This is a genomic window from Dactylosporangium siamense (genome assembly GCF_016862795.1).
GTDB lineage: Bacteria > Actinomycetota > Actinomycetes > Mycobacteriales > Micromonosporaceae > Dactylosporangium > Dactylosporangium siamense.
Genome location: NZ_BONQ01000076.1, coordinates 67,428 through 82,130, shown reverse-complemented (window position 1 = coordinate 82,130; position 14,703 = coordinate 67,428). Strand labels below are relative to the sequence as shown.

Here is a 14,703-nt window from a genome sequence, read left to right as displayed (position 1 = left end):
GAATTTGGACCCCCTGGCGACGGGGCGTCGGTTTTCAGCCGTCGCCAACACCCGGGAGTAGATCTTCCCCGTGATCAAAGTCGCCGCTCGGCCATCCACACAGCCAGCACGCGACTTCGATCACCGCTGCAACAGCACAAGCGGCGGCGCAGACTCCGCAAAAACGGCAAAGCTGCACCCCGGACGTGCCGGCCAGGCGTTGCGGGCTATCCGACGCCACAGATCCACCCGTGCGGTGAACTCAGCACTGCCGCTGTCCGGAGAGACGCCCCTTGCGCGCTTGCCCCGCCCCAGGAGTCGATCCTCCCTGTGATCGAAGTCGCGTCCGGGCCATTCACGCAGCCAGCACGCGACTTCGATCACCGCCGCAGTAGCACAGGCCAAGGAACAGAACCGGCAAAGCCGGTAAAAGAACATCGCGTAGCGTCATGGTGAGACCGAGCGCCACAAGATCTCGATCTGCGCGCGACAACCACGTCTTCCTGGGGACCCCAGCCAGGTCGGACGCACCGGGCCAGGTGCCGCTGGCCGGCCCGACGCCACAGGCCCACCGGGGGCGGCGAACCTAGCGCTGCCGCCGTCCGGATAGGCGCCTTCGCGCGCTTACTCCGCCCTGGAGTCGATCTTCCCGGTGATCAACGCCGCGTCTGGGCCGTCCGCGCAGCCAGCGCGCGACTTCGATCACCGGCGAGGTGGCGCAGGCAGCAGGGCGGGCCCGACAAAGCAGACAAAACCGTGCTCCTACGCGCCCGCACCGGGCCGTGGGAACGCAAGCTCCTCGACGTCGTCGTCTCCTGGGGCGGGCTGGCCGGTTCGGATGCGCCGGGGTGCGATTTGGACCGCTCCGGCTCAACGTTGCCGCGGCGGTGATCCGCTTCTGGAGCTGGGCGCGCACGAGCGAACCGGCGACGCCAGGCCTGAGGGCGGCGCGGTCGTAGCAGGTGTCCGCCGGGGGATGAGATGGGGGGTGGGGACAAGCCGGGCGGATGTCCACAGCGAGATGTCCCCAGCTGTGGATAACGACGCCGAAACCTGTGGATGAGCGCGGAGACCCCTGTGGATAACCACGTGGAGTACGCCCGGGATCCACCTGCGTGTTGCCTGGTTGTCACGCAAACGGTGGGGACGGGGGTCGATCCGTGAGCGGATGGGGGTGGCGCTGCCCACAGGTGTTACCCACAGCCTGTGGATAACTGTTAGTCGGTGAAAAGGGTGGCGGCCAGGCGGGGGTCGATGTTGCCGCCGCTGACGACGGCGACGGTGCGGCCGGCGGGGAGTTCGTCGCGGTGGTGCAGGACTGCGGCGGTGGTGACGGCGCCGCTCGGCTCGGTGATGAGGCGGCCGCGGCGGGCGAGGACCTTCACCGCGTCGAGGATCTCGTCCTCGGCGACGGTGATGATCGCGTCGAGGTGGGCGCTGAGGTGCGCGAGGGTCAGCTCCGACAGCGGGGTCCGCAGACCGTCGGCGATGGTGCTGAGCATGCGCTGCTCGGGCCAGATGCGCACGACGCCGGCGGCGAGGCTCTCCGCGGCGTCGGCGGCGACGGCCGGTTCGACGCCGATCACGGCGACGTGCGGGGCGAGGGCCTTGATCGCGGTCGCCACGCCGGAGGAGAGGCCGCCGCCGCCGACGGGGACGACGACGACGTCGACGTTGGAGAGGTCCTCGAAGATCTCCAGGCCGACGGTGCCCTGGCCGGCGATGATGTCGGGGTGGTCGTAGGGCGGGATCAGGGTCATGCCCCGGTCGGTGACGAACTGCTTGGCCACCGTCTCGCGGGAGGCCTGCGGGACGAGGATGACCTCGGCGCCGTAGCCTCGGGTCGCCTCGATCTTCAGCGGGGTGGACACGTCGGGCATGACGACGGTGACGGGGATGCCGAGGGCGCGGCCGGCGTAGGCGAGGGCCTGGCCGTGGTTGCCCGAGGAGTGGGTGACCACGCCGGCGCGGCGGTGGTCGAGGTCGAGGCGGTGCAGGGCGTTCGTCGCGCCGCGGAGCTTGAACGCGCCGATCGGTTGGAGGCTCTCGGGCTTCAGCCACAGTTCGTCGGCCCAGGGGCACGGCAGCAGCGGGGTGCGGACCACGAGGCCGGAGATCCGCGCGGCGGCGTCGCGGATGTCGTCCAGACGAACGAGGTCTTGCTGAGTGGCGGTCACGGGGTCATCTTGACAGTCCACGGGCATGATCACCCTCCTCGCATCCGGCGAATGAGAGATCCATAACGTCAGGTCAGCCGGAGCTGTAGAACCTTGCGGCTCCGGGGTGCAGCGGCACCGGATCGGTGCCCGAAGCATCCGCTTTGTAGTAGTTGGCGCCTTCGGGGTGTACGCGGCTCAGCTCGACCTGGTAGTCGAACAGGACCTTCGTCAGGTCGTAGGCCAGCTGTTCGGGCATGTCCGGCGACACCAGCAGCAGGTTGCCGATCACGATCGTGTCGATGTCGGTGGCGGTCTGGTAGGCCGACTTGGGCAGCTTGCCGGCGGCGTAGACGGCGCCGTACCGGAACGTGAGCGGCTTGAGCAGCTCGTCGAGCGGCAGCAGGGAGTACTGCCCGGGGGCGCTCGCCAGCAGGTCGGCGATGCCCGGGGTGGGCAGGCCGCCGGTGAAGACGAGCGCGTCGAGGGTGCCGGCCTGCATGGCCTTGGTCGTCTCGGGCAGGGACAGCCGCTGCCGGACGATGTCGGTGTCGGGGTTGATCCCGCCGGCGAAGAGCAGCCGGCCGGCGAAGACGTCGGCGCCCGAGCCGGCGGACCCGGTGGAGATCCGCTTGCCGCGCAGGTCGGCGAACTTCGTGATGTGCGCGCTGTTGCGGATCACGACCTGGGCGTAGCTGCGGTACAGGCGGGCGAGGGCCACGACCTTCTGCGGCTTGTTCTCGAAGGCGCCCTTGCCGGCCACGGCGTCCGCCGCGGTGTCGGCGATGCTGAAGGCGACGTCCATGTCACCGGTCGCGACGCGCTGGATGTTCTCGCCGGAGGCGCCGGTCGCCTCGGCGTGCGCCTCGTAGCCGGACACGTGCTTGGTGACCAGGTCGGCGTACCCGCCGCCGAACTGGTAGTAGACGCCGGTGGTGTTGCCCGTGGCGATGTAGAGCCGGCCCCCGTGCCACAGGTCGGCGCCGGCCCGTGGCGTCGCGGTCGGAGCGCAGCCGCCGGTGGCCAGCAGGGCGAGCGCCACCAGTACACCCGCCAAACGCCTCACCGCAGCATCGCATCGCGAGGCAGCGGGTCGAGGGCGTCCGCGACCCGGTGGACGAGCATGGCCGTCTCGTAGCCGACCTGGCCGAGGTCGCAGCCGGGGGCGGCGAGGACGCCGAGCAGGGCGCGGTCACCCACCGACATGACGATCATGACGCCGCCGTCCATGTCGACGATGGTCTGGCGCACCTGGCCGGCCTGCATGACGCGGGCCGCGCCGAAGGTGAGGCTGGCCAGGCCGCTGATGACGGCGGAGAGGTGGTCGGCCTGGTCCACCGGCAGGTCGGCGGAGCAGGCAAGGCGCAGCCCGTCGCCGGAGACGGTGATCGCGTGCGCGACATCGGGCACCTGCCGGGCGAAGCTCGCCATGAGCCAGTCGAGCTGGCCGGCGCCGGTCGGGTTCTGAGCGTCTGGCATCGCCATCACTGGTCCTTCTGTCCGGAGGCTGTGCTGTTCGTGCGGCGCGCGGCGGCCGACACGCCCTCCGCGAACGCGGACAGTCGGGACCGGACGACGTCCGGGTCGACCGCGTTACTGCGGGTGGGCTGCGGCTGCGGTTCGGTGACTCCGGGTGCGAGCTGCGCTCCGGGGCGGCGGCGGGGTAGGTCGCCCTGCTCGTTCATCGAGCCACCTCCGACACTGGACAGGACCCCGGGCCGTGGCGGCCAGGCACCGGGGGCGGGCGGCGCCGACGGGACACGGGCGGGCGGCGTGGGTGGGACACGGACGGGCGGCGTGGGGGTGTCGCCACCGCTGCTGAGGTACGGGCGGAACCAGGGTGCCGGTGGCCCGGACGGAATTGGCTGCTGCGGCACGCGGGGCCGCCCCAGCGGCGCGCCGACGGTCGACGGCACGACCACCGGCGGCGGCCCGAACCCGGGCGAGGCGGACACGGGAACCGCGGAGATCGGCGCCGAGGACACGGGCATGGACGACACGGGCGACGAGGACACTGGCGCGGACGACACGGGCGCCGAAGCGAGCTGGGCGGCGGCGGGGGTCCCGACCGGCAGGGCGCTGACGCGTTCCAGGGCCCGGTGCGGCAGCGCCACGTACGCGACCGTGCCGCTGCCGGTGGCGTGCAGCGCGACCCGGATCCGGTGCCGGGCGGCGAGGTGGGAGACCACGTGCAGCCCCATCGTGCCGGCCGCGGCGCTGCTCAGCGTCGTCGGCGTGGCCAGCCGCGAGTTGATCTCCGCGAGCCGCCGGGGCGCGATGCCGATCCCGCTGTCGTGGACGCGGATGATGGCGCCGTCGACCGTGGGCCGGGCGTCGACGCGGACCTGTTGTGTCGGGGGCGAGAAGGTCGTCGCGTTCTCCAGGAGCTCGGCCAGCAGGTGCACGAGGTCACCCACGACCGGTCCGGTGATCGCCAGCTCGCCGGCCTGGACCTCGACCCGCTGGAAGTCCTCGATCTCCGACGCGGCGGCGGTGATGACCGCGCCGATGCCCACGGCCTGGGTCGCCGGCCGGCCCGGCTCGCCGCCGGAGAGGACCAGCAGGTTCTCCCCGTTGCGGCGCAGGCGGGCCGCGATGTGGTCGAGCGCGAACAGGCGGGCCAGCACGTCGGGGTCGGTCTCGTCGCGCTCGAACTCGTCCAGGAGCCGCAGCTGCCGGGTGATGAGGGTACGGATCCGCCGGGCGAGCACCTCGGCCATGCGCGACACGTCGACGCGCAGCTCGGCCTGCTCACCGGCGAGCCGCAGCGCGGTGCGGTGCACCGTGGCGAAGGCGTCGGCGACCTGGCCGATCTCATCGTTGGTCGCGGCGATGCTGCGGGTGGCCGCCGCGGCGGACGTGCCGGTCGGGATCGGCGCGCCGGTGGTCACGGAGTGGATGACATCGGGCAGTTCCTGCCGGGCGACGGTGAGGGCCGCGGCGCGCAGCCGGCGCAGCCGTCGGGCGGTGCGCACGGCGAGCGTGATCGCGATGGCGAGCGCGGCCAGACCGATCACGGCAGTGCCGATGAGGGTCGCCCAGGCGCGCCGCTGCGCGGTGACCGCGATCTGCTCGGCGCGGGCGTCGAGCCGGTCGGACAGTTCCAGGCTGACGATGTTGAGCCGGCGGATGAGGCCGGACTGGGCCACGAACCAGGTGTCGGCGTCGACCTTCAGGCCGGCCGGCTCCTTCTCCGCGTTGCGGGCTGCGGCGCTGAGCTTGTCGGCCTTGTCGACGTCGAGGCCGCGGATCTCGTCGCCGTACACGGTGCGCTCGGGGCCGGTCGCGGCCCGCTGGAACTCCGCGACCCGCTGGTCGCGGGCGCCCCGCAGCTCCGACATCGCGCCGAGGTCGCCGGGTTCGACGGCGCCCCGGGAGAAGACGGCGCGCAGCAGGTCGCGTTCCAGCGCGGCGAAGTGCTCGACCGCGGCGACGGCGGCGACCGCGCGGGCCGCGTTGGCGAGCTCGATGTCGGCGATCTGGGCCGGCACCGCGTCGGCGATGGCCAGCAGCGCCTCGGCGAGCGGTCGGTACACGGGGTCCGCCATCAGGGAGACCGTGGCGTTGTTGTCGGCGGCCTCGCGGGTCGCGCCGAGCCGGCTGTAGATGTCACTGACGGTCCGGACGGCCCGTTCGAGCGCCGGCACGGCCTCGACCGCGGCCCGGCTGTCCGCGAGGTACCGGCGGGCGGCCGCGTCGGTGCGCTCCCGCTGGGCCACCATGAGCGACACGCCGGACTTGCCACCACGTTGCCGCAGCGCGGCGGTCTCGGCGACCTCGCGCTCGAGCTCGTGGACGAAGCTGACCGCGCTCGTCGCGGTCGACGCGAGGGTCCGGGCCCGGACCGCGTCCTGCGCGGCGGACGTGGCGGTCGTGGCCTGCGCGGTGCTCAGCACGGCGAGGCCGACCATGGCGACGATGATCGGGGCGAGCAGCTGGGTGCGGACAGACCGCAGCCGGCTGGGCCGGGCGGCGCCGCCGCGCCGGTGACCGGCGACCGACGTGTCAGGCGCGCCCGACCGGCGCTGCCGACCGCCGCCGCCGATCGCACGGGGCGAGTCGGCACCGGTCGCTCGGGACGAGCTGCTGCCTGCCAACCGTCATCCCCTACCCGTCACAGAGGACACGCAATGTCCGCACGCACGTGCGGAGAGTGAAGACGAGAGTGCTCCATCGACCCGCTGTAGCGGGAAAGGTCGTTAAGGAGCACGAAAGGGCACGCTACTGGAAAGGCGCTTCTCCGATAAGACTTCATTCGCCGAACGGCGCCCGGCACAAGCCAAACGGCCCGCGAAATCCGACTATGCGTGACGACGGCGTCGCAGTACGAAGAAAGCGACCGCTCCGGCGACCGCGAGGACCACGCCGAGCCCGATCCACCCCGTCGACCGGCGGCTGGTCCCGGTCTTCGCGGCGGGGCTCGGGCTTGAGGTTGCGTTAACGCTCGGCTCGGCCGGCGCGGCGCTCGCCGACGGCGCGATCGACCGGCCGGACGGCTCCCGCACCGACGGCAGGTGGCTCAGTGGCGGCAGGGTCGACGGCGGCGCGCCGGGCTCGACGATGGCCGGCGGCCCCGGCAGCGGCGGCCCGGGCGGCGGCGACGGTTTGCCGGTCGCCCCGGCCAGCAGCGCGACCAGCAACACCCCGCCCGCAGTGAACGCCTTCACACCGGACAAAACGGCACCGAACCGGCGTTCCTGAGAACTTTCCGGAACACCGCTACGTAGCCGCAACGCCGCTACGCAGCCACAACACCGCTACGCAGCCACAACGCCGTTACGCAGCCGGAACACCGCTACGTAGGCTGCACGAACACCGATACGGTCCGGGCCGGGACGGTGAACGTGCCGCTCGCGCCGTCGAACGTCGCCTGCCGCGCCAGCGGGTCCGCCGACGCCGCCTGCACCGGATGGAGGGCGAACCTCGCGCCGGCGTAGCCGCTGACCGTCTGCGTGGCGGCGGTCGATCCGGCGTTGAAGACCACGACGACGGTGCGGTACCGCGGATCGAGGCCACGCGCGTCCAGCGTCATCGTGATCACCCCGGGCGTCGCCGACGGGCCCGACAGCGGGAACGCCATCCGCTGCTGGACCTGGGCGGCGGTGCCCAGGGCGAACACCGGCGAGCTCGCCCGGATCCGCAGCAGCTCCTGGAAGCGCGCCGCGGCCAGGTCGATCGCGGCGCAGTCGGGCACCAGGGCCGGGTCGGCCAGGAGCGGCTGCGCGTAGGACCACTTGTCCTGGTTGTCGGCGGCCGGTGGCAGGCCCGCGCCGAAGCCGTTGCCGCCGGCGCAGTTCCACCGGATCTGGTTGAACCAGTCACCGGAGTTGAACGAGTTGCGGTCCAGGGACTTCGAGCGCAGCCGGTCGGAGCCGGTGGTGACGAACCCGGTCCCCTGCCCGAACACCGTCGTGGACAGGGCGAGCACCTGCAGCCTCGCCCGCTGCTCGGCGGTCGTGCCGGCCGGCAGCTTGTAGGCGAGGGCGTCGTAGAGGATCTCGTTGTCGTGCGCGTCGACGTAGGTGACGCCCTCGGCGGGCAGCCTGGTGTATCCGGCGGGCGAGCCGTTGTAGTCGACCTGCGCGCCGGTGACCCGGTGGCCGGTGGAGTCGACGAACTCGTAGGCGGCGAGGTTGCCGGTGAGCCCGACCTGGATCAGGTCCTGGTAGTGCAGGAGCCTGGCCCGCTGCTCGGCGGTCGTGCCGTTGGCCGGGTCGCCGTTGGGCGCGGTGTACAGGCCCGAGGCGAACCCCTGGATGCGCGGGTCGCCGTCGAAGGGGCCGCCGCCGCGGACCGCGTCGCGGAGCCGGTCGTTGAAGGTGCCGATGCCGGTGCCGGCCATGTTGGTCTGGGTGGCCTGGACGAAGCGAGCGTCGTTGGCCACCTCGCCGAAGTTCCAGCCCTCGCCGTAGATCATGATCTTCTTGCCGTCGACGCCGTCCTTGCCGACCGTCAGCTGGTCCAGCGCGGCCCGCACGGCCAGGATGTTGGCCTTCGGGTGGTGGCCCATGAGGTCGAAGCGGAAGCCGTCGACCTTGTACTGCTTGGCCCACAGCACCACCGAGTCGACGACCAGCTTGCCCATCATCGCGTTCTCCGGCGCGGTGTTGGCGCAGCAGGTCGAGTTGGCCACGGTGCCGTCGTCGAGCAGCCGGTGGTAGTAGCCGGGCACGATCTGGTCGAGGACCGAGTGCGGGTCGGTGCCGGCGGCGGTCGTGTGGTTGTAGACCACGTCGACGACGACCCGCAGGCCGGCGCCGTTGAGCCCGGCGACCATCTGGCGGTACTGGTTGATCCGCGGAGTGCCCTGCGGGTCGGTGGCGTAGGAGCCTTCCGGGGTCGAGTAGTGGAACGGGTCGTAGCCCCAGTTGTAGCCGTCCTGCGCCGCGATCTGGGCGACGCAGTCCTGCTGCTGGCCGGAGTCGGGCGGCAGCGCGGCAAGGTCGCACGGCGGCTGCAGCTGGTCGGCGCGGCGCTCGGGGATCGTGGAGATGTCGAAGGTCGGCAGCAGGTGCACGTAGGACGTGCCGGCCTGGGCCAGTTCCCGCAGGTGCGTCATGCCCGCCGACTGCGCCTGGGTGAACGCGAGATACGTGCCGCGCTGCTCCGCGGGCACCGTCGTGTCGGCGATGGAGAAGTCACGGACGTGCAGCTCCTGGATCTGCGGCCGGGTGGGCACCGGCGGCTTCCTGAGCGCGGACCAGCCGGTGGGCTGCAGGGCGGCGTCGGCCAGGTCGACGATCTGGCTGTGGGTGGAGTTGGCCGCGAGGGACACCGAGTACGGGTCGGTCACCGACGCGGTCGTCACCCCCCGGACCGCGGGCTGCCAGGCGGTGACCCGGAACCGGTAGTACCGGCCTTTCCAGCTCCGGTCGCCGGTGACGCTCCATACCCCGGTGTGCTCGTCGCGCCGCATCGGTGTCAGCACCGGCTGCGCCGCCGGGTTGTCGAAGAGTTCCAGCACGACGTTCTGCGCGGTCGGCGCCCAGACGTTGAGCGTCACCCGGCCGCCGCTGAACTGCGGGCCGAACTTCACACCGACCGCCCCGACGTAGAGGTCGTCCAGCGCGCCGGCGATCTGCACGGCGCTGGCCTCGGTGACGGTGCCGGCGGCGTCGCGCTCGACCACGACGACCTGCCCGCGCAGCGCCGTGGCCAGCGCCGCCCGGTCGCCGGTGACGTGGAACGCCTGATACGCCCACAGGTGCGGGAACTTCGCCCGCTGCGGCTCGGTCAGGCCGCCGGTCGCCCGCACGGCGAGGGCCGTCGCGGTGCCGACCACCTGGCCGTCGACCACCGACAGCCCGCCGGCGGGCGCGGACAGCAGCTCGTAGGTGTGCCCGTCGGTCGGGCCGGCCCGCCAGGCGATGGTGTCGCGGTCGACCCAGACCGCCTTGGCCTTGGTCAGGTCCGTGTCGGGCGTGCCCTGCGGCGGGATCGGCAGCAGGTACCGCTCCCGGCCGGACAGGATCCAGACCTCGTGCCCGACCGTGACCAGGTCGAGGGCCTGATCGCTCGGCAGGTCCTTGGCGTCGCCGTTGTGCACGATGTAGTTGAGCGTGGTCGCGTTGTCGGCGAGGGGTACGCGGAATCTGGCGCCGAACGCGTCGAATCCCTCGGGTGCTAGCGGGCTGGCCCATTCCGTCGGCGTGGCGGCACCGGTCCAGACGTGCAGTCCCCATCCGGTGTAGTCGCCGGCCGGGCGGCGGTAGTGCAGCACCGCGGTGTGCTCGGCGGCGGCGCGGGTCGGATGGACCGTCGCCTCACCGGAGCGGATCCACGCCTCGGCCTGCTGGCTCGGCAGAACGGACTGGTCGGCGCCGGGGTCCTTCACGTCGCCCTTGTGGACGATGAAGTTGACCGGCTTGCCCGGGTCGGTCACCGGCACGTGCCAGAAGGCGCCGTACGCGTCCGTGCCGTCGGGCTGGCGCGGCGCGGTCCAGTCGGTGCCGGTGCCGGGCGCGAGCCCGTCGCCCCACAGGTGCAGACCCCATCCGGTGTAGTCGCCGTCGGGTCGCCCGTAGTGCACGGCGACGGTGCCGGTGGCCGCGGCCTGCGAGGTGTAGATGGTCGCGTCTCCTTGCTTGAGCCAGATCTCGGGGTGCTTCGTCGGGTCGAGCGAGCGGTCGACGGCGACGTCCTTCACCCCGCCGGAGTCGACCACGAGGAAGCCGACATTCGCCGCCCCCGGTTTCAGCTTGACCCATGCGAAGCGCCCGAACGAGTCCTCGCCGGCGAACGGGGCACCGACCGGCCACGTCATCGGCGTCTCGACGTCGCCCCACGCGTAGAGGCTCCACGGCTCATAACCGCCGGTCGGGCGCTGGTAGTGCACGATCGCGTAGTCGGGCGCGACGGCGCTCGGCGGCGTGCCGACCTTCGCCGTGATCCTCGTCTCGGCGACCCGGCCGGACCCGTCCCGCACCACCGCCTTGTACTCCAGCGACGTGCCGGCCGGCAGCCCGTCGAGGTCGTGGTAGACGCTGTACGGCGCGGCGTTGTCGGTGCCGAGCAGCTTCCACGGGCCGTTGCCGACCTTCGCGGCGAACGTGACCGCGGCGAGGGGGTCGCCGGTGACCTCGGCCCTGACCTCGGCCTTGAACCCGGCACCGCCCGGGACGGGCTGCCCGGCGGCGGGCGCGACAAGCTTGACGGTCGGTTTGGCGGCCGGCTTGGCGATCGCGCCGCGGGCCTTGAACACCACCGTGCTCAGCGGCGGCACGTGCAGCTCCAACCCGCCGTCGCCGGCGGACGCGGCGATCCCGCCGGTGGCCGGGTAGATCCGGTCGAACGTGGTGCTCGCCATGTACGTCGGCACGGTCACGGTCTGCGTCGTGGTGGCGTTGTTGGTCGCGACCAGGTACTCGACCCGCTGCTTCGGGTCGATCCGGGAGAACGCGAAGACGCCCGCGCCCTGCGCCGCGTAGCGGGTGACCTGGACGCCCTGCTTGAGCGCCGGGTGCGCCTGCCGCAGCCGGGCCAGGTCGGCGATGGTGCGGTAGATCGGGTGGTTCTGGTCGTAGTGCGCGGTGGCATGGGTCGTGTCGGTGCCGAGCAGGTCGTCGTCGAGGTAGTCGGGCGAGACGCTCGGGAACATGTCCTGCCTGGCGTCCTTGTCGCCGCCGGCGCCGGTGAAGCCCTGCTCGTCGCCGGAGTAGACGACCGGCTGCCCGCGGGTGAGGAACATCAGCTCGTGGCCGAGCTGGTCGCGGCGCAGGTGGCTGGCCGGGTCGGTGCCGCCGCCGGCGACGAACATGCCGATGCGGCCCATGTCGTGGTTGCCGAGGAAGGTCGGCAGCGTGCCCGCGGTCGTGCCGGCCGAGGTGTACAGGTCGTCCTTGGCGTACACACCGGCGAGCCCGGCGGCGGAGCCACCCCTCGCCACGTAGTCGGTCGCGGCCTGCTGGAACGGGAAGTCCAGGGTCGCCGGGAGCCGGCCCTTGCGCACGTAGATCGAGTCGACCTCGGGGTCGGCGTCGTACACCTCGCCGAACATGAAGAAGTCCGGCTTGGCGACCTTGTCGATGCCGTCGACGAACTGCGGCCAGAAGTCCAGGTTGACGTGTTTGGTGGTGTCGATGCGGTACCCGTCGATGCCGGTGTCCTTGACCCAGTCGGCGTAGATCTTCGTCATGCCGCGGACCACCTCGGGACGCTCGGTCCACAGGTCGTCGAGGCCGAAGAAGTCGCCGTATTCGCTGTTCTCGCCGCTGAACGTGGAGTCGCCGCGGTTGTGGTACATCAGCGGGTCGTTGAGCCAGGCCGGCTTCTTGGCCGTCTTGTCCGCCTCATTGGCGAACACCGGGGTGTAGGGGAAGGACTGCGTGTTCACGGGCGGGAACCCATGCCGCCCGTCGGCGAACGCGCGGTCGTCGAACTTGTTGCCGGACGCGTCTTTGTACGGGTAGTCGGTCTTGTTCCGGTACGAGTACTGGTCCTGCGCGTAGCGGATCACGTCGGCGGTGTGGTTGGTGATGACGTCGAGGTAGACCTTGATGCCCCGCCCGTGCGCGAGCCGGACCAGCCGCTGCAGGTCGTCCTTCGTGCCGAAGTGCGGGTCGATCTGGGTGAAGTCCGTGGTCCAGTAGCCGTGGTAGCCGGCCGAGATGTCGGCGCCGCTGCCCTGCACCGGCCGGTTCTTCAGCACCGGCGCGAGCCAGATCGCGGTCGTGCCGAGGTTCTCGATGTAGTCGAGCCGGTCGATGACGCCCTTGAGGTCGCCGCCGTGGTAGAAGCCCTTGTCGGCCGGGTCGTAGCCGGTGCTCAACCGGTCCCCGGGCAGCCCGCCGGTGTTGTTGGCCGGGTCGCCGTCGGCGAAGCGGTCCGGGAGCACGAAGTAGAACTGCTCGGCGTGCTGCTGGGTGTCGCCGGCGAGGAGGCTCGCGATCGACGGCTCGCCCTCCCACTGGGGCACGCCGTCGGCGTAGCCGCTGGGCGCCTTCGCCTGATCCGGAAGCGCCGGGACACTGCCCGGCACCGCGGCCAGCATGGCCACGGCGATGCCCGCGGCGGCGACGGTTTGCGTGAGTTTCAGACGCTTCATGGCGGGCCTCATCATCTCGCGGCAGGCCGTGAACGTATCGACACAGAATGATCGACACAAGGCTTGCCGGGACCCGCCGGGTTACTTGAGGGAGGTGGTGATGGCCTCGCAGATCTTGCGAAGTTGTTCGATCTGCTCGGGAGTGAGCGGGTCGAACAGGTGGGTCCGCACCGCCTCGACGTGCCCCGGCGCGGCGGCCTCCAACGCGGCGAACCCGACCTCGGTCAGGTCGGCGAACTGGCCGCGCTTGTCGTCGTCGCAGTCGCGCCGGCGCACCCAGCCGCGGGCCTCGAGCTTGGTGACGGCGTGGCTGAGCCGGCTGCGGGAGGAGCGGGTCAGCTCGGCGAGCTCACTCATCCGGCGGGTGCGTCCCGGCGACTCCGACAGCACGACGAGGATCTCGTAGTAGGCGTGCGGCATCCCCGCGTCGTGCTGCAGCTCGCGGTCGAGCCGATCGATGAGCTGCGTCGCGGCGGTGTAGAAAGCACGCCAGGCGAGTTGCTCGTCGGGGTCGAGCCAGCGCGTCGGTGGGCTCACGTCGCTCCCTCCAGGATTTGCCTGCCTGCGCGAAAAGTCTTACTGATCATGCTGGAGAGTGCCAGCTTTTCCGGACGGGGGCGCCATGAACACCTACGATGGCCAGGTCAACGACTATCTCCGCGCGGTCGAGCAGGCATTGGTCGGCGTGCCCGCCGGCCGTCGCGACGAGCTGCTCGCCGATCTCAGCGACCACATCGCCGCCAAGCTCGCCGAGACCCGGACCGAGCACGGTCCGGCCGCTCACGCGTCCGGGCCCGAGGCGCATTCCATCCTCGACCTGTTCGGCGATCCGGCCGAGCTGGCAGCCGAACTCTCCGCGGCCGAACGCTCGGCGGCCGCCGCCCCGATCGAGATCGAGATCGATCCCGGCCGTAAGGCGGGTGCGCTCCTCTGGGTGCTCATCACGATCGCCATGGTGTCGCTGCTGTGTGTCGGCGTCGTCCTGGCCGGCGTGTTCGTCTTCTTCACCGGCCGCTGACCTGCCGGCCCCCTGCTGCCGGTTCCCTTTTCGGAGCGACCTGCCGGTTTCCCGCGGAGCGCACGCCTCGGGACGTCGACACTCCGGGCGCCTTTGACCGAAGGATCGACAGACCCACGGATCACGGTTGCCGCGATGACGGACGGCCGCGGAGTCCGGCGAGACCCCGCGACCGTAGCTCGTCACCGACGCCGCCGGGCGGAACGCGCACTGCTGCGCATCCGCCCGGCGACCGCCCGTCCGCGTCGCCCCGTGGTCCCCCATTGACGCGGACGTGCCGCTGGCTTCGGCCGGAGCCGATCGATGCACGGCCATGCATCGTCGTCTCCGAACACCCCCCGTTGAAGCCGTCTGGCTGGCGGGTCCAGATCAGCGTATCTAGACGTCTAGGTTCGCGCAATTGTTGATTTGAGGAACGGTGGTCTAGATTTGCCGGGTGCGTGGCCGGCTCTTTCCAGTCGCCGATGGCTGGTATGAATGGCGCCAGGAGCCGCCCCTGGCGCAGACCGTCCAGGTGCGGGTCGGCGTCGCGCCCGGCGGCCGGCTGGTGCTCACCGGACTGCACATCGACGGCAGCCCCAGCGCGGACCTGCTGCGCTCCATTCCCGTCGGGCGCATCGAGGCCGCCGCCAACGCACAGCTCGCGGTCGTCCACGAGTCGATCGACACGCCACCGGTGCTCAACCCGCGCCGCCGGCCGGTCGCGCCGCCGGTCGCCGTCGACGCCGGCTGGGAGATGGTCGAGCCGACCCTGGCCGTGGCCCGCGCCGCCGGCACCGACGGCGGCAGGTCACGCGGGCGACCCGACGTCTTCTACCGCGAGGTCGCCGACGTCTACCTCGACTACGCCCAGGACTCGCCGCGTCCCGCCTGCGACCTCGCCGACCGGCACGGCGTGCCGGTCAGCACCGCGCACCGGTGGGTGAAGGAGGCCCGGCGGCGCGGGTTCCTGCCACCGGGCCGGCCCGGAAAGAGCGGCTGAGCGCCGATGCGTTCATTCGATAAGG

9 protein-coding genes are annotated in these 14,703 nt (G+C 71.7%); 2 read left to right on the top strand and 7 right to left on the bottom strand.

The features are described from left to right. Positions 1–1,196 precede the first annotated feature (1,196 nt). From Dsi01nite_RS23980 to Dsi01nite_RS23950, 7 genes are all read right to left on the bottom strand, one after another. Entirely contained in the window at positions 1,197–2,156 is a 960-nt protein-coding gene (locus Dsi01nite_RS23980; RefSeq protein WP_239136126.1) for a threonine ammonia-lyase, read from the bottom strand. A 73-nt stretch (positions 2,157–2,229) separates the two neighbouring features. Then, on the bottom strand, positions 2,230–3,201 hold the full coding sequence (locus tag Dsi01nite_RS23975; RefSeq protein ID WP_239136125.1) for a TAXI family TRAP transporter solute-binding subunit: 972 nt from the start codon (positions 3,199–3,201) through the stop codon (positions 2,230–2,232). Next, complete coding sequence (locus Dsi01nite_RS23970; RefSeq protein WP_239136124.1) at positions 3,198–3,620, bottom strand: roadblock/LC7 domain-containing protein; 423 nt, start codon at positions 3,618–3,620, stop codon at positions 3,198–3,200. The genes Dsi01nite_RS23975 and Dsi01nite_RS23970 overlap by 4 nt, the downstream gene beginning before the upstream one ends. After that, entirely contained in the window at positions 3,620–6,232 is a 2,613-nt protein-coding gene (locus tag Dsi01nite_RS23965) for a sensor histidine kinase (RefSeq protein WP_203848484.1), read from the bottom strand. The genes Dsi01nite_RS23970 and Dsi01nite_RS23965 overlap by 1 nt, the downstream gene beginning before the upstream one ends. 204 nt (positions 6,233–6,436) lie before the next feature. Further along, on the bottom strand, positions 6,437–6,802 hold the full coding sequence (locus Dsi01nite_RS23960; RefSeq protein ID WP_203848483.1) for an LPXTG cell wall anchor domain-containing protein: 366 nt from the start codon (positions 6,800–6,802) through the stop codon (positions 6,437–6,439). A 128-nt stretch (positions 6,803–6,930) separates the two neighbouring features. After that, positions 6,931–12,678 carry a pullulanase-type alpha-1,6-glucosidase gene (gene pulA, locus Dsi01nite_RS23955; RefSeq protein ID WP_239136123.1) on the bottom strand — a complete coding sequence of 1,916 codons (5,748 nt, stop codon included), beginning with the start codon at positions 12,676–12,678 and terminating at the stop codon, positions 6,931–6,933. A gap of 81 nt (positions 12,679–12,759) precedes the next feature. Further along, a complete protein-coding gene (locus Dsi01nite_RS23950) occupies positions 12,760–13,215 on the bottom strand; it encodes a MarR family winged helix-turn-helix transcriptional regulator (protein WP_203848482.1) in 456 nt (151 codons plus the stop codon). 85 nt (positions 13,216–13,300) lie between these two features. On the opposite strand from Dsi01nite_RS23950, the gene Dsi01nite_RS23945 reads away from it, so the two are divergent. After that, a complete protein-coding gene (locus Dsi01nite_RS23945) occupies positions 13,301–13,696 on the top strand; it encodes an HAAS signaling domain-containing protein (protein WP_203848481.1) in 396 nt (131 codons plus the stop codon). Positions 13,697–14,132: 436 nt separating this feature from the next. Next, positions 14,133–14,678, top strand: coding sequence for a hypothetical protein (locus tag Dsi01nite_RS23940; protein WP_203848480.1), 546 nt, complete (start codon positions 14,133–14,135; stop codon positions 14,676–14,678). The last annotated feature ends 25 nt before the right edge of the window (positions 14,679–14,703 follow it).